Source organism: Lysobacter auxotrophicus (genome assembly GCF_027924565.1).
In the GTDB taxonomy this organism is placed as follows: domain Bacteria; phylum Pseudomonadota; class Gammaproteobacteria; order Xanthomonadales; family Xanthomonadaceae; genus Lysobacter_J; species Lysobacter_J auxotrophicus.
Genome location: NZ_AP027041.1, coordinates 88,258 through 105,523, shown reverse-complemented (window position 1 = coordinate 105,523; position 17,266 = coordinate 88,258). Strand labels below are relative to the sequence as shown.

The window sequence follows — 17,266 nt, the reverse complement described above, 5'->3', positions numbered from 1 at the left end:
CATCGGTTGCTTCGGACCGCCAATGGAGATCGGGCTCGAAGCGTGCGGGCCAGCGGTGCTAATGTCCGCTTCCGACCCGCAGCGGACACTTGGCTCGCTTGCCAAATTGGGTCATGGGGACGGCACTCATGCGGATCAGGCCTTCGGTCTGGCGTGACTGGATGCCCGATCTGGTACGGATGATCACGAGATTGCCAAGGTGGCTATGTTGCTAGACGAAAGGACGTGGACATGAACTCTCGATTGCATTGCGGCCTGAGGTTTCCGGTCAAGTGCGTTGTCGCCGCCGTTGTACTGGCTGTCGTGCCGTCGTGCTCGGCCGAGCGCCGCGTCGTTAACTGCCAGTCACTCATATCAGACGTGAGCGAAGGGAATCGGGGCTTAGTTACCGGACGCCTTCGGCCGGACTTGGCGGACAAGGCGGAGGCGCTGCGAAGGGATTGCAAGGCAACGTTCGAGCGCAACATGCAGCTAGCCCTGTACTCGGCGAACTCCGGAGATCCGGATTCTGCCGTTTCGTTGCTGCGGGAGATCGCCAGCAACGACGCAGAGTCAGAACCGCGACGGCTCAATACGCTCTACTGGGTCCTCTACAGGACCTTTAGTCGTCACGAAGAGCGCGGCAAGGTGGCCGCTGACGCACGAGCCAGATTTCCAGACAGCCCCTATACGCGACTGATCGGCGGCGCCGAGGACTGCATCAACGGCAGAGGCAAGGCCGCGCTGACGGACCTCCAGTATGCCGACTCACAGCTCCACGAATTCCAAGGCCTTCCATTTCTGGCATTTGCATACGCAGCGAACGATGACTTCGCGAATGCGGCGAGCACCTTGGATCTCCTGCAGAGAGTGACTGGCGGCCGCATGATGGAGGACCGCACCGTGTACACCAGCGTGGTGACCTATGTGAACATGGGTCGCGATGCGGACGCGGTGGAAATCTACCAGCGCTTTCTTCAAGACTTCCCACAGGCGTTCGATAGCAACTTCATCCGCAAGTCGCGAGCCGTGCTGATGCAAAGTGGAAATCTGCCAGAACAGGGGTAGGGCTCGGGGGTACGCCGGCGCCGTCGCGTATGTCCGCTCCTGGCCGGTAGCGGACATCGGGCCGAGCGTGCCCCCAAGGGGCGCCGCGGACATGGCGGGCCCGGTGCCCGATACGGCCAACGACGAGCACTTTCAGCGCGGCTGATGCCCACGCTGGCGCAATCGCACCCGATCCGGCAAAGTCGACATTCCGGAACAGGGGCCGGCCCATGCAAATTCTTCTTAGCCAGATGGTTCCCACCTTCGTGTACGCCATCAGCGGCTTCGCGGTGGCAGCGCTCGTCACCTTCGCGGCGGGGGCCGTTGGGGATGGGTTGAGTGCCTTCCTGCTCCGCACTTGGCTCGACTAATTCGGCCGGCCAGCTGGCAGCTCCAGCCGTGGCACGCAGCCGCTGGTCGGCCGAACCTTCTTCGGTGCATCTCACTCGCGGGCTGCTAATGTCCGCTTTCGACCCAAAGCGGACATCAGGGGTCGCCAATCAGGTTAGTGGCGATCCTTCAGGACACTGTAGGTCAGCTCTGCAAACCCGGTGCCAACGCGTGTTGCGGAGATCAGGGCAAGCCCGGGGCTGAGAAGCCGTCGCGGGAACAACGGTTTTCCGGATCCGAGCGTCGCGGAGCCGATCTGTACGGTGATCTCGTCCAGCAAACCGGCGTCGTAAAACTGCGCTGCGAGGCCGCCGCCGCCCATGACCCACACATTCCTACCGCTGGCAGCCGCGAGCATTTGAGAGTGAGCCGCGCGTACGTCGCCGTTGGCGAACGTTACGTTGGCACCTTCAATCTTCGGCAACTCGCGGCTGGTGAAGACCCAAGTGGGTTGGGTGTATGGCCACGCTGTTCCAGTCTGTTCGGAGACGGTACCTGCATTGCGCAGGATCCACTCGTAGGTCGACGATCCCATTGCGATCGCGCCGACGCCCTCGATGAAGGACGGATAGCTGGTCTCGTTGATGTCGCCCAGCGGAAACAACCATTCCAGTGAATCGTCTTCGGTTGCAAGAAAGCCATCGAGGCTAGACGACGTGTAGTACTGAGTCTTCAAAGCAGCGCCCTCGGTGATAAAGGACGCGCGACGCTAGGGGCTCCCCGTCTCGCAGCGTGAGACTGCGTCCGCATTTGGCCGATAGCAATGGGATGGACTCCTCCTCACCAGCGCACTCATCGAGTGCCAGACTGAGTTTGCGAGCACAGTCGCGGCTTGGAGGAGTCCACCATGAACGAGCTTATTCGCATCGGCGTCGACTTGGCGAAAAACGTATTCCAGGTGCATGGCGTGGATCGCCGCGAACGCCCCGCCTGGTGCAAGCGGCTGCCGCGTGAGCGCTGGTTGCGGGCCGTGGCGGAAACAGCACCGCCTGGCTGCGAGATCGGCATGGAGAGTTGCGGCGGCGCTCATCACTGGGCGCGGCAACTGCAGGCACGCGGTTTCCGCGTGAAGCTGATCGCTCCGCAGTTCGTGAAGCCTTATGTGAAAAGCAACAAGAACGACGCCAACGACGCCGAAGCGATCTGTGAGGCGATGAGCCGACCTTGCATGCGCTTCGTATCGGTGAAGTCGGTGGAGCAACAGGATATCCAGTCTGCACATCGCATCCGCGCAGGGCTGGTCGAACAGCGCACGGCGAAGGCGAACCAGATCCGCGGCCTGGTGGCCGAGTACGGGTTGGTGGCGCCGAAGGAACTGTTGTCGCTGCGCCGGGCGATTCCGCGCTGGCTGGAGGATGCCGATAACGGGCTTAGCGATCGCTTCCGACATCTGCTCGACGGGCTGTGGCGAGATATTCGTGCTCTGGATGACCGGGTCGCCGAACTGGATGCGGACATCGGGGCCATCGCCCAAAGCGATCCGGATGCAGTGCGGCTGCAACAGTTGCGCGGCGTCGGTCCGATGATCGCAACGGCCTTGCTGGCCGCAGTGGGTGATGCCCGGCAGTTTGCCAATGGCAGGCAGCTTTCCGCGTCGCTGGGCCTGACACCCCGCCAGCATAGTTCGGGCGGGAAGGAGCGCCTGCTGGGCATCAGCAAACGCGGTGATGCCTACCTGCGCTCGTTGTTGGTCCATGGCGCGCGGGCCATGCTGCGAACGGCCAAGGGCAAAGAAGACCGACTTAGCCGATGGATCTGCCGACTGGCTGAGCGCTCGCATCCGAATGTGGCCTGTGTAGCCCTGGCCAACAAGACTGCACGCATGGCCTGGGCCATGCTGCGCAACGGCACCGACTATCAACCGGACCTGGCAGCCGCCTGATACCTGGGAGCCCCAACGACTGCGAACAACCTGCAGATGGCAAACCGGTCGGACCGGCGCCGGCAAACCCCTGAATGTCCTGGTGCGTAAGCACGTGATAGCGATTGGGAGCCGGCGCGCGAATAGCCCATCAAGGCCCAGCATCGAAGCGATGCAGCAGTCCGAGGCCGGATATACGTGCGCAGTCGACTCGGGCGCCGGATGCAGGATGCTTGCAGCAGAGGGGGAGTCCATATACGGACATTCGGCCTGGTTGGCGCCGCACAGACGCCGCCGCTGGCGGCTCGTTTCAAGCCAGGACCATCACAGGGTGGTGGCGTAAGGTGAGGCTCCCCAGCTAGGTGAAGCCCGATGACAGACGATCCCAGGAACCGCGGAGAGCCCGACCGCTCCCGCATCAACTTAAACGAAGAGCACGAGGTTCGTTACTGGACCAAGGCCCTGGACGCCACCGAGGCGGAGCTTCGCGCCGCTGTGGAGGCAGTGGGTCCTACGGCCGACAAGGTCCGCGAGTACTTCCAGCGGCGCGGGTGACTGGATCAAGGAACTGGGCGCCAGCGAGGAGCGCCTCCGCGAGGCTGTTCAAGAAGTAGGCATATCTGCCGATGAGGTTCGGGAATTCCTAGCCAGGCTGTGGCCGTCCTCCGCGGGAGGGGGCGACTTCTAGTACCCAGCGCCCGCGGGCGTCTTCGTGCCATCGGCCGGACGTAATGCTCTGTCCGACCGCATCTTCCATTTCGACGAAGCGCCCTGACCTGCCTGGACCTGCCGGCGGCCCATCCAGTACGAATCGCATGACTGGATGATCTGGTACCCTCGCCCAGACGAAGGCTTGCCACAGACGCTGCTTCTCCTCATAAGAAAGGGCGTGATAGCCCGTAGCGTCCAGGAAGGAAGCAAACGCTTCCCCAGCTCTCGGATCTTCTTGGTCTCTCATCGGCCAATCCCTGTTTGGCTGACGTCAAGCTAGCGCTCGGGCGAGCCGGGCGCTGGGAGCAACGCGCGATTTGTGCGTGAAGTCCAGCCCGGCTTCTACAAGCCAGGCGTTGCGAGCCCGTGGCGGTGCAGTATTTCGTCTACGGCGGTTCGAATCTCATCCGGATCTTCCGCTCGACTAATCATTGGCCCGACGTAACACGTGACCGCCGCCAGGACGTCGTCTTGCGGCACCGCCCGAATGATCACCGGCACCATCGCATCAAACGCTTCAAGATCATGTTCGTCGGCGTCCGACATAACCTTTCTCCCGTGCCTTGGGAACTGAAAATTGTCCGCGACGATCGTTAAACGAGGGTCAAAACATGGCGTCGCCCCACTCGCGTACGCTCACCAATACCTACACTTCAGCCCGGCTGCACGTGTGCATGACCGTTGAGGCTCTAGCGTACCGATCTCACGGGTGCAATTTTCAGGTGGCACAAGATCGCCACCTGAGGGAGGGGAATGCGAATTCTGTTTGTTGAGGACGAAGCTGACACCCGGCTACTTGTGGGCCAGGGGCTTCGAATCCACGGCTTCAGTGTGCGCTTTGCCGAGGATGGAGTGGCGGCGATGCGAGCTCTTCAGGAAGAGCAATACGACGCCGTGGTTACGGATGTGAGCATGCCGAATGGCGTTAGCGGCATCGAGGTTGCCCAAGAGGTTCTTCGGCTTGACCCGGTGGCGCCTGTCCTCATTGTGTCGGGAAACGCCCGCAGTCAACTTCCGTCGTTGCCGGAAGGCACACGGTACCTGGCGAAACCCTATCGGTTCGCCGAGCTCGTCTTAGTACTACGGGAAATGATCAGCGGGCGAATCTCGTAAATGAATCTACGAGGCGCGCCGGCCGGTGCCACCCGGACACCACGCGCCTGCTAGGCCCGCGATCTCCCCGGAGACGTATCAAATTGTAGGCTTTGATCAGTCCGGCTCCAGCTCTCGCGCGCATAGATCCTAACGTCGGACCAGCGCAGCTTGTCCGCATGGGCACTCGTCTTCCAGCCCAACATCAGGTGTGGCTCCACTTCGTCCCAGTCCAATGCGGGGAGTTGAGCTCGCGCTAACCGGCCCAGTTCCTCCGCGAATACCCGCTCGCCCTCCGATACGGTAGCCATGGCTTGATCCTCGGTGGGGACTAGACCATACACCCTGCGGATGCTCACCGTGTCGGAGCGTTGTTAGAGGTCCGTTCCTACTTGCTTCACTCGCGCGGAATGCGCGCTCGCAGGATGTCGAGCTCGAAGATCAACCTGCGTCTGTGAGCTGTGAGCTGCTCACGCTCGTCGTCAGTGAGCTGCATCTGTTCCCAGCTTTCGGCAAGCGCTACTAGCCGGGTACGAAGTTCATCGTAGAACTCCGCGTCGCCGCCCGTCTTGGCGAGGAATCTCAAATTCTCGATTGCCAATCGTTGTTCGCCGTACATACCCCCCCCAACCGCTGGGCTTCTACGGGTCGGAGTGTGAAGGGACTACAGTACGCCCTTACCCGCCCGCACGTCGTGAGTAGCGCGCCGCTGATCGCGCGAAACGGACCGCGGGCGTGCTGCGGTGGCAAAACCTCTCCACGACCGCAGGGCGAAACCCGACGCCGTCGTTCAGCTCGCGCCGCTGCCAGCACCGAAGAAGGAAGCGCCGAGGGAGACCGTCGAGCAGTAGATGGCCCGTACTGGGAACACACCGCAGGTGCTCCCATCGGCGCCGTCTCGAAGCCGCTCGGCTTCATCCCCTTCAACAACAGCGCGAAGAGGGCGGCATGAATCAGCACCTGTTCCCTCGCCCGCCGCGGCGAATGAAGCAAGCCGCGAGAAGACCAGCTGCGAGACCTACTCCGCGATGCCGCCGAAACGATCGAGAGGCAGGCGCGGGAAATCGAGCACCTTCGGCGCCCGTGGTGGCGCCGCTACTCTGGAGAGCCGCATGAACCAGATCGATCAGCACGCAACACTCCGCGCGGCGCACGCCGCTGGCGCCCGCATCCAGGTCTGGCGCCCGCATCCAGGTCTGGCGCCTGCGCGACTACACCGAGAGTTCCGCAGACGGCGAGTGGGGGACGCTGGCCGGCACGGCGCAGTTCACCTGCCCTGCCCACCTACATCGAGTACATCCGGATGATCAGCCGCGCGCTCAGATCTCTTCGGTCGACGTGTAAGTCGATCTGGATCCGCCAACCCATGAGCGTTGTGGTCAAAACGCGTCACGCCGACGGCAGCAACTTCCATCGCTGCGCCGAGCCCCTCATTCCAGTCTGCAAATACTCCGAGATCGATGTGACGATTGTCGTTGACAAACTGCAGGCTAAAGCGCCAAGCCGAGGGATCCCGGCGGTCGGCTTCAACCACGTAGTCCGCGAACCCGTGATGTCCAAGCAGACGGATCAGCCAGATGTCAGGGTACTCAGAGGGTTCCATGCTCAGTCCTCCTCCCTTGGAAGGAATCGAACGTCCGGCTCGGCGAGTAAGACGAATGTCTTCCCGCGCACAGGCATTCCTGCAGGATGGGCGCCCGACCGGATGCGGCGCGTGACGGAGGAACCGGAAGCCCCGCAGTTTGAAGGACGCGCCTCAGCATGAAGCTCCTGGCTGCGCACGCCTGGATCGAGAAGTACTTCGCGCCGGAGAGCCGGCCGGCGGAAATCACCCTTATGCGGGCTGCGCAACGGCAAGGTGCCGGGCCGGAAGGTCGGCGGCACGTGGTACGTCGACGAGCACGCTTGGCTTGCCGACGGTGACGAGCGGGTGCAGCGTGTTCTGGACGAGGCGAGCTGAAGATCATGATCGGACGCACGAGAACAGCGACGTCGCCGTCGCCCGCCGCCGCGCCCAGCACCGCGGGCCTGGATGAAGAGCGTGCGGTAGATCGTCTCGTGTGACACCTGGCCGTTCGCGTCGTCGGGATGGATGCGCTTGAGCCATCCGGCGATCTGCTGCGGAGACCAGCGCTGTTGCAGGCTGGCCGCGACCTGTCGCGCCACGGCTCGGTGCCGGGCCAGCTTACAAGTCTTCGGGTGTAGCAGATCCTTGTCCGGTACTTCATATGCAACACTCCTGCTGCCGAAGCAGCCTTCAGTGTGTTGCATCGACCGGTTGAAACCGCAGTCGAAAGCCGACATTAGCATCCGATGCGGCGTCCGCACTGCCCCAATGTCCGTATATGGACTCCTCCTATGACTGAAAGCATCCCGCATTCGGCGCCCTAGTCGCCTGCGCACGTATATCCGGCCTCGGACTGCTGCATCGCTCCGATGCTGAGCCTTGATGGGCTATTCGCGCGCCGGCTCCGAATCGCTAACACGTGCTTGCGCACCAGGGGTTTACCGACGCCGGTCCGACCGGTTTTTCCATCTGCAGGTTACTCGCAATCTGTGGGGTCTCTCCTAGGCGTCAGGCGGCAGCCAAGTCCGGTCGATAGTCGGTGCCGTTGCGCAGCATGGCCCAGGCCATGCGTGCAGTTTTGTTGGCCAAGGCTACGCAGGCGACGTTCGGGTGTGACCGTTCGGCCAGCTGGCATGCCCATCGGCTGAGTCGGTCCTCTTTGCCCCTTGCCGTTCGCAGCATCGCCCGCGCGCCATACACCAGCAGCGAGCGCAGATAAGCATCGCCGCGTTTGCTGATGCCCAGCAATCGCTCCTTGCCACCGGAACTGTGTTGACGCGGTGTCAGGCCGAGCGACGCTGACAGTTGGCGGCCATTGGCGAACTGCCGCGCCCACTGCAGCCACCAGCGCGGTGGCAATCATCGGCCAACACCTCGTAGCTGCTGAACCTGCGCGCGTCCGGATCGTTCTGCGCGATGGCCGCGATGTCCGTGTTGAGTTCGGCGACGCGTTCATCCAAGCCACGTACGTCATGCCCTTCGTGGGACGGTGAAGAGCCTCCTCGACGAACGAGCTATAAGCTGAGGCTACTTCGACCAGTTGCTCACACTGCCTGTGGGAGTGTCGAATGTCCCACTGGGGGCAGAGGCATGCAGATTCTACTCGTCGAGGATGACAAGGAAGTCGCGGAGAGCGTTGCGGACGCGCTCGCTGTCCTTGGACACTCTGTAAGCCATGCATCTTCGGTTGTTGAAGCTCTCAAGCTTATCGATGTGACCTGCCCCAATGCCGCGGTGCTAGATGTGGACCTTGGCGGCGGCACCAGCGCGGATGTGGCATCCGTTCTGAATGAGAGATCGATCCCGTTTGTCGTTGCCACTGGGCAAGCTAAAGCAGATACGCCGCTCGAGATGTTAGGTAAACCGCACCTGCGCAAGCCATATCTGATAGATGACCTTGAGCGGGCCCTGGATCTGGCTTGCCCAGGGGTCGGCAGCATTGGGCGCTGAGAGTTAAGTTTGGAGAGGAATTCGAACGGTGAAGGTGGTTTCCCCTCGTGCTGACTCGCCGACCACCTCGCCCCTATGCGCTTTCACGATCTCTCGGACAATGAAGAGTCCCAGGCCGAGGCTCGTACGTTCGCCGCTTTTCGCCGGCTGCAGGCCTCGTCGCAGGGGATTGAACAGTTCGTCCCGTGAGGCCGACGGGAGCGGGGCGCCGCGATTGCGTACCACGAGTTCAACGCCCTCGGCCGTTCGTGCTAGAGAAACCAGAATCGCTGACCCACTCTCGCCGTACTTGTAAGCATTGCTAACTAGGTTCGCTAATACTTCGCGTAGGCGTGAGGCGTCAAAGCTGCCGCGAACGGCTCCCGAGGTGTGGAACCTGATCGTCGCTTCGGGAAGTGCTGTCCGCAGCAGATCGATTTCTTCGCTAAGGACCTCACTGAGGCAGCATTCCGAGCGCACAATGCGCACTCCGACGCCAAGTTGGGTCCTGCTGTAGTCAAGAAGGTCGTCAAGCAGCTTGCTCATGCGCATCCCGCTGCGGACGATGCGTTGCGTCTGCTCGGAGTAGGGGCCATCGCGCGTCATCCGAGACAGCAGGTCCGACGTTGTCACGATGACACTCAAGGGCGCGCGGAGATCGTGTCCGAGAACGCCGAGGAACACCTGGCGCCAAGACTCTGCTTCCTTCGAAAAATAGGAGACGGACTCTGAAATGGCCTGATCAATAGCTTCGTTGAATCGGATCATGTCGTTGAACGACTGCTTTGAAGGCCCATGCGCATCAATCCATAGTCGAAGCACTGCAGCTCTTAGAGCTCTGTACTCCGCAACCATTTGATTGATGTCGAAGCCGCCCTTAGCCCTCAACATGCCGTGGGTGCTTGCAGGGGTCCGAGGTCCGTCCAGCACAGATGCCCGCCCTTCCGATTTAAGCAGCTGGGCCTCGGCGGATTGTTTCGTTCGCAGGTCTGCAACTACGGCCAACAGAATTTCCGGGATGTGATCCCTCAGCGCGGTTTCGTCTAGGTGCACTCCCTGAGGCGTCTGCGTTGCGGCGAAGGCCTGCGCCCCATCGGCAATTAGACAGACGTTTTGTTCGATGAAGTCGGCAAGACGCATTAGGGACTCTCTCTCCGGGACCGGCTACCCTGACACGAGCGCGCGACGATCAGGTCTGCACTGATGAGCTCGCTTATGGGGTGAGACGTGCTCGGCTGGGAAGTTTGACGTGGCTGACCCCGTTGGTCGTCGAGTCGCAATGATCGGCGCGTGATTGCCGCGACCTGCTTACTCAGCCGGGCGTCGCCACGACTCCTCAATCTTTTCTCGGAGCAACTGGCTTGCGCTAACCAGGCGGCTGGACTGGTCTGTTAGCTGGCGCGATTTCTGGCGGTGCCAGCTGAGGGCGTCGCGCTGTTCGGCGAGCTGAGCGAGCGCCTGCGCGAGCCGCGCCGCCGCGTCACGTTGGTTTTCTCGCTGCGAGTTCAGGGGCGCCGGCATCTGACCCTCCTGCGGGCAAGGTAGCCGGCCGAGCGTAAAAGCAGTGCAGAAGAATGATTGGCGTTCCGCAAGAGATGTTCGCTGATGGCCGGGCTCTGCCAGCCGCGGGAACGCAAGCCTGGCGGTCTGGCCGGCAACTGATCTTTTGTGCGGCAAACATCCAGGTGACGCGAGAGCCCAGCACTTAGCGCATCAGCATCCGCTAGCGCAGAAGGATGCGGTTTCGGCGAGGGTCATCGCAGGAACTCTAGGCCGTTGTAGCGCTCGCGCCAATCGCGCAGCGGCCTGGCGCGGAGACAACTATCCAAGGAGAACTGCTTCGCATTCCGAATGTCCGATGCCAAGAGTGCAACCAGGTTTGCACACTGCTGACGTAATTGTGTGTCGCTTTGCGTCACCTTGTTGACCGCGGCGAGGAGCTCTTCAAGGGTCAGCAAGTTCCCATCCGCGACTGGACTAAGCCCCTTTCGGAGCCTCATCGACACGCGGGCGAAGAGATGGCTCGCTTCATCGCGGTGCGACAAGAAAGGCAGTCCTTCGTTCTCGGCGCGCTGTAATGCCAAATCGTCCTCAGTGACCGGGCGTAGGAAACTTCGATCTCTCTTTTCATTCGTGAAGATTTGCATTTCAGTTCTCCGGAGCGTACTGCGGTTAGGCTTGGTTTGCGGCTTCACTGTCGCTGTTGCATGCCTCGTCGACCTTGGCCGAGACGACAATCTCCGTCTTCGAGTTCGCTACACGGACATGAACTTCATTCTTCTTGAGATACGGGATGGCGAACGCCTGGTCATAACTTGCCCAATAGACCTGATCATCTGCTGCCCACCGTGACCCCGACAGTGTCTGCATTAGGTCGCGCTTAGCAGCGATGCGGCTCTCCTCCGTGTCGGCACCGCGGTATCCAAGTACGGCAACCAATGTTTCCGGCGATTCATGCACTCTTACCGCCGGATCGTCCGGTAGCGGCGCCTCTCCAGCGGCCAAGTTGTTGGAGAGAAAGAATGCAACTCTCCAGCCGTGCCTCTCGCGCATGCGTAAAGCGCTGGGGAACATCGTGGACTCGTCGTCGCCCTGGTACGTCGGATAGGTCATCTCCATCTTCTCTAGGGCTTCGTTGTCACCGTAGATGTAATCCTCTAGCTTCTCGCGTGCGACACGCACTGCGGCGTCATGGCTTCCGTCCGCAGAGGTATGCACAAACAAGGCTGGCGCGTAGCGCCTGATCTCGACCGGTCCCACGACATCCTCCATACGGTAGGCAGGTCTGGCGTCGAGTCGGATGCCGAAGAACCTCGGTATTGACTTGAGTACGTCTGTGAACAACGGGACAGTTGCACCGTTCATGATGAGCTCCGTCCAGCCGTCGCCGTGGCATCGTAGGAAACGACCCCCGTGACTCGCCGGCGATGAGTTGTGATGAAAATAGCCCGCAGCGCCAACGAATAGCCAACCCCGACCGACATGGGGCGCTTAGCTCAGGGAAGGTAGGAGCGTGGCGTGCTGTGCTGCGGCCCGAATGGCCAGTACGACGTTGCGCCGTAGTGTCATTCGAGAGTGCGCCAACTGATGTTACTTACTCGTGACTTAGAGAAGCGGTCGCCCTTCTCTCCGGTCAGCGCAAGGCTGCCGGCGACGCGCCGTGTTACGGCGTAGGCCGATCAATATGCAGGAACCTTCGGAAGGACTTGCGACGCAATGACGAGGATCGAAGGTTTGCAGTCATTCGGCTCGAGTATGGTTGCGTGAATGCTAGCACTGGCCACCCGTCGCGCACGGGGTCTGGTAGCTGCGGTGGCCGATCCACCCTCAACGACCCAATAGCCTGCGTGACCTGTGATGCGAGCATTTCGATGAGCGTTCTCATGATTAGTGTCCTCAGCCCCGCGATTGGCTGTTCTGATTTGAGGTCACAGCCTTGGGGGCTAACACAACTGAGACGGAGCGATACATGCTCGCAACCTGCGACACTATGCGCTCATTTTGTTGAGTGAATGACGCGTCCAGGCATGACATTCATGCTGGGTACGCCACCAGCATGCGCGGTGATCCCTTCCTGCTGCTGAGTACAAGCCGCGGCGCGTGGCCAACGAGCACCGGTCCGCGACGAGGCTAGCTCACGCCCAACTCACGCTCAACGGCGCACGATCCTTGTGCATTGCGATGCAACGTCGCAACGGCCACTCAGCCGCGCTGCAATTCCACTCCTCCTCCGCACTGAGCCTCACTCGCCCCGCTTCGAGCGGGGTCTGGCTTCGGCCGCCCTGGATTCCGCAAAACAGCGGACCATATAAGAGGCAATCCCGTATGAACACCGTAACCAACATTCCCAACGGCAAGAATCTCGTCGACACCGCCGCCGCCAATGGGTCCTTCAGGACTTTTGGCAAGGCACTTGATGCCGCGGGCATGACCGAAACGCTGCGCGGCACGGGCCCTTTCACGGTGTTCGCACCGACGGATGCGGCATTTGAAAAGCTTCCGGCTGGCAAGCTGGAAAGTCTGTTCAAGCCCGAGAACAAGGAAGAACTCGTCTCGCTGCTGAACTACCATGTTGTCAGCGGCCGCAAGACCGCGGCCGACGTTGGCAAGTGGGACGCTGCCAGAACCGTCAACGGCCAGTCGGCCCCGATCATCCTGAAGGACGACCAGCTCAGCATTGATGGAGCGCTGATTACCTCTGCCGACATCGGGTCGAGCAATGGTCTGCTCCATGGGATCGATAAGGTCAACATTCCGACTAAGCAGTAACCGCCAGCGGGTGTCAACGGAACGGCGAGGGCTTCCCTCGCCGTTCTTCTGTACCCTCATCTTTCAGAGGTGAGCCGCGATTCAAGAGCGGCCAGAACGAGACTCGTACACTCCACTGACGGGAATGCAGCATGGCCGCTTCTGGTTCCACTGGATCTCGGCGCATGCGGCCTGGGTGAAGCCTCATACGGAAGAATGCTGTGACACCGAGGATTTTTCTACCACAGTTCACGCGGTGCAGAACGGGGCACACGACCCTTACGGAAGCCGATCGTTACGCATTGCTGATAGGTGCGATCAATGGCGCGCTTGCCACTTCAGACATTTCCGAAGACGTCAGGACGCTAGCCAATGATCGTCTCACGCGCTGCCGCCAGGGAGCTGGAGGTCCACGTGGTCAGGGGGGGCGGCTGCAGCATCGCGCGCCAGCTCGCCATTACAGACAGTCAGAGCCCTGAAACCCCGCAGGGCGACCGTACCACTCCATGCCCCCGTGGCCATGTAGCAAACGCCTGCTCCTCCGTGCGGTGGTGCAGGTATTTCGGTAGGCCGCAGAAGCGTGCCGAACGTGGACTGGGTTCGTAGTTTGCGGAATCTCGCGGTGACCTGCTCGGCTTTGGGCGGTGCTCGTAACGACATGGTCACGAGAGTCAGAGCACACTGCAGACATCAGCAACTGTCCTGACCGAACTACTTCAGGGCACGCGCATGAAGCGCTCTGGGCCATAGGAACGGCCAAGCCTCACGGTTCTAGTCGAACGGACCATCGGCGAAGCTGAATAGCTTCGCCGACGTTGCTTCGCCCCCACTGGCGTGCGATGGAGCTGCCACGAGAATTTCCATGAAGCCGGTAACTGCCAGCGCCTGCGTTCTGTTTGCGATCGCTATCGCAATTGAGACCGTCGTATGGATCACGTTTCTGAGGGGCTTGAAGTCGCGGCATCCTCAACAGTGGATGCACGCGGCTCAGCCCGCTCGCTGGCACGATCGAACCGTCCTGAGCGCGCGCAGCACGATGCTCTATCTGCTGACGCGAGAGTTTATGGGCAGCATAGACGAAGCTGGCGCCCGCTACTGCTCTCGCTATCGCGCGATCTTGCTCTTGGCGTACTGGTGCACGGTCGGGGCAGGCATCGCCGCTGTAGTGGCGCTCGCAGTCGAGAGTTGAGAGTCAGATGTCTATCCGCGCGACTGTAGGAGACGTGACTGCTGAGATGCTGCGGAGGTGCGGACGCATCTACGTTACTGACGAGAAGCGATTCGCTCTACTCTCCAAGGATAGGCTGCTGCCGCGATTCAGGACGTCCAGGGCGGAAGGCAGGATGAGTCCGCCGGAGCTTCAGGTGATCGTTCGCGATCTCACACGGGAGGAGTTCGAGCAGGTATCGGCACGACTGCAAGCACTGGATGCCGATCGAAGCTACGAGGACTTCGCAATTGCTCAGATACGCCATCGCTCAAGGCATTGAAGACGGCGACAATGGGGTGGACGGTGGAGCTTTGCACTTACTTATTGGCGCGGGTTTGAGTAGCTGCTCGTCACAGTAGACAGCGCGAGTGAGTGCAGACTTTGTCCCGCAAGGAATGACCCCATTGATCAAGCTAGGCGACAACTGGATAAATCCCCGCCACATCGTCCACATGTCTGCCGTAGAGCCAACGGCTGACGGCGGCGGCAAGTTCACGATCATCTTCGTTAATGGCCACGAGTTCGCCGTTCGAATGACCGAGCTTGCGCAGGCTGTCTACGAGCAGGGGCTTATAGTTAAGTCGCTGGGGGGCAAGCCGTAGTGTATGACCGCATTATTCGGCGCATGTCCGGTCGCGTCTCTGGTCCGCTTCATCTCGGGCCGAAGCGACCGGAGCGAAACGGAGGGCAACTCTATGAGGTGGGTAAACGCTGTTACTCTTCTGCGAGCGCCCAGGGTGACGCCTTGCGAAAATGCGCATGCGCGACATTGACCTCATCACCCATGTCCTTTGTTCCAGGTGGCCGGGTCGCACAGTTTCGCAAGTGGTGTTCGTCACCTGAGCCCTGATGATCACGGAGTTTGGTTTATCCGACACCTGCAAGCCCCTTCGAGGTTCGCCTGCAAGCTTCGGCCGGAGCTTTCCCGCTCGAGCTGGCATCGGACGTTGATTCGTCGCCAACTCTGATCACGATAACCGACAGTGCCATAGAGCTGGTGGCGGAGAAGCTAGGATTGACTGCGCAATCCGCGTCACCTTGTGACGAGAGGTTAGCAACGCCGGCCTTGGATGGCCCCATCTCACGTGCGATCGCGAAACCGCCGAACTCGGTTCATCTCGCGCACCGGTGAGTTGATCGAACGTAGCAAGCGACACAGAGAGCAGGCTCTGCCGAAACCACCGCGACGCATCTTTTCCGCTGAGTTGGCTGTGCACCGGCGCGTCACTGCATGCTGACGGCCAGGCGCGCAGTGTTGATGCTCGGCGCTTCGCCGACACACTTGGAAGAGCGAGATGGGTAGCGTCAATGAAGGCGATAAGCAGCGCATAGGTCTAGGCAACCAGCAACAGTCGCAGCGTCCGGAAGAGCCAGCAGGACCGGTAGCCGGACACAACGAAGACCGGCGCACTGGCGTCAGCGGGCAGCTGGATGAAGAGCACGATGGCGATGACGCCGAAAACGGTGAGCAGAAGTAGTCACTGGGCGCCCGCAAGCGCCTCGGGAAGACGTGCGTTACCGTCTCGTCTCGTCACGCGCTCGTTTATCTTCGTCAGGCCTACTGCGAGCATTCACAGAGGTGACCCAGTGGACTTCAACCGGTGGCATCGGAAGACGGAGCGAAAGGCGAGTGTTCGTGTATGGAGGGGCGCGGCTGTCGCCCTCGTGGCGCTCATGGTTTCGGGCGTGCTCGCAGCGATAGACCAGAGGGCGGGTAGCTTCCTGCGACCGATCATCGAGGTTCTCGCCTGGCTGCCGGTTGGTCTGTTCGTGATTGGGTTCGCCGTTGCCGCAGGCGGCGCATTGAGGCTTTGGCGACTCTACTCGACCCCTTACTCGGTCTATCAGGAGCGATAGCGCAATGGTGCTATCGACCTCAAGACGAGCGTCTTCGGGGCATGGAAAACCGATAGCGGACATCGTCAGGGACACAGGTGTGCGGCCGATGAGCGCAGACCGCGCGCATGGCGTGGTCGGGCATTGGGCGTAGGGTGTTGTGATGATGCATCGCTTTCTCATCGCGAACCGGGACGAACTGGCCGCCCGATGCAGGGTGAAGGTCCAGGCCAGATCCGCCTATGGCGTTCCGGGCGCTGAGCTGGAACACGGCATTTCCGTGTTCCTCGAACAGGTAATCAAGACACTTGAACTCGAGCAGACCGCCGATCCGCTGCAGAGCCGACGCGTCTCAGGGCGTGCCGGTGGCGGCAAGCCGGCGCTGTCCGAGATAGGCGATACGGCGGCCCGGCATGGCAAGGAACTGATGCAGCACGGGTTTACTGTCGAAGAAGTGGTCCACGACTACGGCGACCTCTGCCAGGCGATCACTGATCTCGCGTTCGAGCTCGATGCGCAGATCGAAGTGGAAGAGTTCCGGATCCTCAACCGCTGTCTCGATAACGCGATAGCCAATGCCGTCACCGAGTTCGGATATCAGCGCGACATCGTGGTCGCGGACCAGCACGTGCATGATCTGAACGCACGGCTGGGATTCCTTGCCCACGAGCTGCGCAATCAGCTGGCGACGGCGACGCTGGCACTTTCCGCCATCCGGAATGGAAGCGTGGGTGTCACCGGTGCCACCGGCGGCATCCTCGAGCGTTCGCTGGTAAACCTGGGCAACCTGATCGACCGGTCTCTCGCCGAGGTTCGGATGACCGCCGGTCTTCCACTCCAGAGCCGGTTGTTTTCCGTCCACGAGTTCCTCGCCGAGCTCAGGCTCTCCGCGTCGCTGGAAGCGGACATACGTGGGTTCACACTGAAGGTTTCCAACGTGGACCCATCGCTGGCCGTCGACGTGGATCGTGACCTGCTCCTGGCGGCCGCCGGGAATCTGCTCCAGAACGCCTTCAAGTTCTCGCACCCGCACACCGAGATCACCGTCAACGCGTACGCGGTGGCGGATCGCATCCTCATTGATGTGGAGGACCGTTGTGGCGGCCTTCCATCGGGTGACGCGGAGAAGATGTTCCTGCCGTTCACTCAGCAGGCCCAAGATAGAAGCGGCCTGGGCCTGGGGCTGTCCATCTCCCGCAGGAGCATCGAGGCCAACGCCGGGCTGCTGAGTGTGCGTAACGTTCCCGGCACTGGCTGCGTATTCAACATCGACCTTCCCCGGCATTCGCTGGGCGATGAGCCCACTGAATTCGCCGGACAGTAAGCCGGCCGGCATTCCGGCACAACGTTCCTTCGGACACGCCGAACCGCTTCAAGCGGTATACATAGCAATCCC

General features: G+C 61.2%; 20 protein-coding genes and 2 pseudogenes. 12 read left to right on the top strand and 10 right to left on the bottom strand.

Features of this window, described 5'->3' with window-relative positions:
- Window positions 1–231 precede the first annotated feature (231 nt).
- Window positions 232–1,047 carry a tetratricopeptide repeat protein gene (locus LA521A_RS00485; RefSeq protein WP_281780454.1) on the top strand — a complete coding sequence of 272 codons (816 nt, stop codon included), beginning with the start codon at window positions 232–234 and terminating at the stop codon, window positions 1,045–1,047.
- 209 nt (window positions 1,048–1,256) lie between these two features.
- Window positions 1,257–1,397 carry a hypothetical protein gene (locus LA521A_RS00480; protein ID WP_281780453.1) on the top strand — a complete coding sequence of 47 codons (141 nt, stop codon included), beginning with the start codon at window positions 1,257–1,259 and terminating at the stop codon, window positions 1,395–1,397.
- Window positions 1,398–1,531: 134 nt separating this feature from the next.
- Here the strand turns inward: LA521A_RS00480 and LA521A_RS00475 are convergent, their stop codons facing one another.
- A complete protein-coding gene (locus tag LA521A_RS00475; protein ID WP_281780452.1) occupies window positions 1,532–2,092 on the bottom strand; it encodes a dihydrofolate reductase family protein in 561 nt (186 codons plus the stop codon).
- Window positions 2,093–2,263: 171 nt separating this feature from the next.
- Between LA521A_RS00475 and LA521A_RS00470 the strand changes: the two genes are divergently transcribed.
- The 3 genes from LA521A_RS00470 (at window position 2,264) to LA521A_RS18960 (ending at window position 3,965) form a co-directional block, all read left to right on the top strand.
- Window positions 2,264–3,298: an IS110 family RNA-guided transposase gene (locus LA521A_RS00470; protein ID WP_281780451.1), complete on the top strand. Its 1,035-nt coding sequence runs from the start codon at window positions 2,264–2,266 to the stop codon at window positions 3,296–3,298.
- Window positions 3,299–3,649: 351 nt separating this feature from the next.
- Window positions 3,650–3,832: a DUF3606 domain-containing protein gene (locus LA521A_RS00465; RefSeq protein WP_253335829.1), complete on the top strand. Its 183-nt coding sequence runs from the start codon at window positions 3,650–3,652 to the stop codon at window positions 3,830–3,832.
- Window positions 3,771–3,965 (top strand): DUF3606 domain-containing protein, encoded by a 195-nt coding sequence (locus tag LA521A_RS18960; RefSeq protein WP_425494615.1) that lies wholly within the window; start codon window positions 3,771–3,773, stop codon window positions 3,963–3,965. Before LA521A_RS00465 ends, LA521A_RS18960 begins: the two co-directional genes overlap by 62 nt.
- Window positions 3,966–4,330: 365 nt before the next feature.
- Here the strand turns inward: LA521A_RS18960 and LA521A_RS00460 are convergent, their stop codons facing one another.
- Complete coding sequence (locus tag LA521A_RS00460) at window positions 4,331–4,534, bottom strand: hypothetical protein (protein WP_253335830.1); 204 nt, start codon at window positions 4,532–4,534, stop codon at window positions 4,331–4,333.
- Between the two features lie 207 nt (window positions 4,535–4,741).
- Here LA521A_RS00460 and LA521A_RS00455 point away from each other — a divergent pair, with 207 nt between their 5' ends.
- Window positions 4,742–5,101, top strand: coding sequence for a response regulator (locus LA521A_RS00455; protein WP_281780450.1), 360 nt, complete (start codon window positions 4,742–4,744; stop codon window positions 5,099–5,101).
- A 376-nt stretch (window positions 5,102–5,477) separates the two neighbouring features.
- Here the strand turns inward: LA521A_RS00455 and LA521A_RS00450 are convergent, their stop codons facing one another.
- The 4 genes and pseudogenes from LA521A_RS00450 to LA521A_RS00435 all read right to left on the bottom strand — a co-directional run.
- Window positions 5,478–5,699 (bottom strand): hypothetical protein, encoded by a 222-nt coding sequence (locus LA521A_RS00450; protein WP_157029206.1) that lies wholly within the window; start codon window positions 5,697–5,699, stop codon window positions 5,478–5,480.
- A 648-nt stretch (window positions 5,700–6,347) separates the two neighbouring features.
- Window positions 6,348–6,683, bottom strand: coding sequence for a hypothetical protein (locus LA521A_RS00445; protein ID WP_281780449.1), 336 nt, complete (start codon window positions 6,681–6,683; stop codon window positions 6,348–6,350).
- A gap of 413 nt (window positions 6,684–7,096) precedes the next feature.
- A pseudogene (locus LA521A_RS00440) lies at window positions 7,097–7,279 on the bottom strand (IS30 family transposase); the annotation flags it as partial.
- Between the two features lie 376 nt (window positions 7,280–7,655).
- Window positions 7,656–8,013 (bottom strand): annotated as a pseudogene (locus tag LA521A_RS00435) (transposase); the annotation flags it as partial.
- Between the two features lie 224 nt (window positions 8,014–8,237).
- Here LA521A_RS00435 and LA521A_RS00430 point away from each other — a divergent pair.
- On the top strand, window positions 8,238–8,597 hold the full coding sequence (locus LA521A_RS00430) for a response regulator (RefSeq protein WP_181902886.1): 360 nt from the start codon (window positions 8,238–8,240) through the stop codon (window positions 8,595–8,597).
- A 3-nt stretch (window positions 8,598–8,600) separates the two neighbouring features.
- Here LA521A_RS00430 and LA521A_RS00425 read toward each other — a convergent pair whose 3' ends face one another.
- The 4 genes from LA521A_RS00425 to LA521A_RS00410 form a co-directional block, all read right to left on the bottom strand.
- Complete coding sequence (locus LA521A_RS00425; RefSeq protein WP_281780448.1) at window positions 8,601–9,716, bottom strand: sensor histidine kinase; 1,116 nt, start codon at window positions 9,714–9,716, stop codon at window positions 8,601–8,603.
- Between the two features lie 168 nt (window positions 9,717–9,884).
- On the bottom strand, window positions 9,885–10,097 hold the full coding sequence (locus LA521A_RS00420; protein WP_281780447.1) for a hypothetical protein: 213 nt from the start codon (window positions 10,095–10,097) through the stop codon (window positions 9,885–9,887).
- A 233-nt stretch (window positions 10,098–10,330) separates the two neighbouring features.
- Window positions 10,331–10,723 carry a hypothetical protein gene (locus LA521A_RS00415; RefSeq protein ID WP_281780446.1) on the bottom strand — a complete coding sequence of 131 codons (393 nt, stop codon included), beginning with the start codon at window positions 10,721–10,723 and terminating at the stop codon, window positions 10,331–10,333.
- Between the two features lie 25 nt (window positions 10,724–10,748).
- Window positions 10,749–11,441: an SOUL family heme-binding protein gene (locus tag LA521A_RS00410; protein ID WP_281780445.1), complete on the bottom strand. Its 693-nt coding sequence runs from the start codon at window positions 11,439–11,441 to the stop codon at window positions 10,749–10,751.
- Between the two features lie 960 nt (window positions 11,442–12,401).
- Here LA521A_RS00410 and LA521A_RS00405 point away from each other — a divergent pair.
- From LA521A_RS00405 to LA521A_RS00385, 5 genes are all read left to right on the top strand, one after another.
- Complete coding sequence (locus tag LA521A_RS00405; RefSeq protein WP_115844691.1) at window positions 12,402–12,845, top strand: fasciclin domain-containing protein; 444 nt, start codon at window positions 12,402–12,404, stop codon at window positions 12,843–12,845.
- A gap of 841 nt (window positions 12,846–13,686) precedes the next feature.
- Window positions 13,687–14,013: a hypothetical protein gene (locus LA521A_RS00400; RefSeq protein ID WP_281780444.1), complete on the top strand. Its 327-nt coding sequence runs from the start codon at window positions 13,687–13,689 to the stop codon at window positions 14,011–14,013.
- 389 nt (window positions 14,014–14,402) lie between these two features.
- A complete protein-coding gene (locus LA521A_RS00395) occupies window positions 14,403–14,636 on the top strand; it encodes a hypothetical protein (protein ID WP_281780443.1) in 234 nt (77 codons plus the stop codon).
- A 693-nt stretch (window positions 14,637–15,329) separates the two neighbouring features.
- Entirely contained in the window at window positions 15,330–15,512 is a 183-nt protein-coding gene (locus tag LA521A_RS00390) for a hypothetical protein (protein ID WP_147298670.1), read from the top strand.
- Between the two features lie 521 nt (window positions 15,513–16,033).
- Window positions 16,034–17,194 (top strand): sensor histidine kinase, encoded by a 1,161-nt coding sequence (locus tag LA521A_RS00385; protein ID WP_281780442.1) that lies wholly within the window; start codon window positions 16,034–16,036, stop codon window positions 17,192–17,194.
- The last annotated feature ends 72 nt before the right edge of the window (window positions 17,195–17,266 follow it).

Coding starts and splice junctions, on each gene's coding strand:
- LA521A_RS00405 (WP_115844691.1), top strand. CDS start 12,402: ATGAACACCGTAACCAACATTCCCAACGGCAAGAATCTCGTCGACACC.
- LA521A_RS00485 (WP_281780454.1), top strand. CDS start 232: ATGAACTCTCGATTGCATTGCGGCCTGAGGTTTCCGGTCAAGTGCGTT.
- LA521A_RS00445 (WP_281780449.1), bottom strand. CDS start 6,683: ATGGAACCCTCTGAGTACCCTGACATCTGGCTGATCCGTCTGCTTGGA.
- LA521A_RS00410 (WP_281780445.1), bottom strand. CDS start 11,441: ATGAACGGTGCAACTGTCCCGTTGTTCACAGACGTACTCAAGTCAATA.
- LA521A_RS00430 (WP_181902886.1), top strand. CDS start 8,238: ATGCAGATTCTACTCGTCGAGGATGACAAGGAAGTCGCGGAGAGCGTT.
- LA521A_RS00455 (WP_281780450.1), top strand. CDS start 4,742: ATGCGAATTCTGTTTGTTGAGGACGAAGCTGACACCCGGCTACTTGTG.
- LA521A_RS00460 (WP_253335830.1), bottom strand. CDS start 4,534: ATGTCGGACGCCGACGAACATGATCTTGAAGCGTTTGATGCGATGGTG.
- LA521A_RS00420 (WP_281780447.1), bottom strand. CDS start 10,097: ATGCCGGCGCCCCTGAACTCGCAGCGAGAAAACCAACGTGACGCGGCG.
- LA521A_RS00450 (WP_157029206.1), bottom strand. CDS start 5,699: ATGTACGGCGAACAACGATTGGCAATCGAGAATTTGAGATTCCTCGCC.
- LA521A_RS00400 (WP_281780444.1), top strand. CDS start 13,687: ATGAAGCCGGTAACTGCCAGCGCCTGCGTTCTGTTTGCGATCGCTATC.
- LA521A_RS00480 (WP_281780453.1), top strand. CDS start 1,257: ATGCAAATTCTTCTTAGCCAGATGGTTCCCACCTTCGTGTACGCCATC.
- LA521A_RS00470 (WP_281780451.1), top strand. CDS start 2,264: ATGAACGAGCTTATTCGCATCGGCGTCGACTTGGCGAAAAACGTATTC.
- LA521A_RS00415 (WP_281780446.1), bottom strand. CDS start 10,723: ATGCAAATCTTCACGAATGAAAAGAGAGATCGAAGTTTCCTACGCCCG.
- LA521A_RS00390 (WP_147298670.1), top strand. CDS start 15,330: ATGGGTAGCGTCAATGAAGGCGATAAGCAGCGCATAGGTCTAGGCAAC.
- LA521A_RS00465 (WP_253335829.1), top strand. CDS start 3,650: ATGACAGACGATCCCAGGAACCGCGGAGAGCCCGACCGCTCCCGCATC.
- LA521A_RS00425 (WP_281780448.1), bottom strand. CDS start 9,716: ATGCGTCTTGCCGACTTCATCGAACAAAACGTCTGTCTAATTGCCGAT.
- LA521A_RS00385 (WP_281780442.1), top strand. CDS start 16,034: ATGATGCATCGCTTTCTCATCGCGAACCGGGACGAACTGGCCGCCCGA.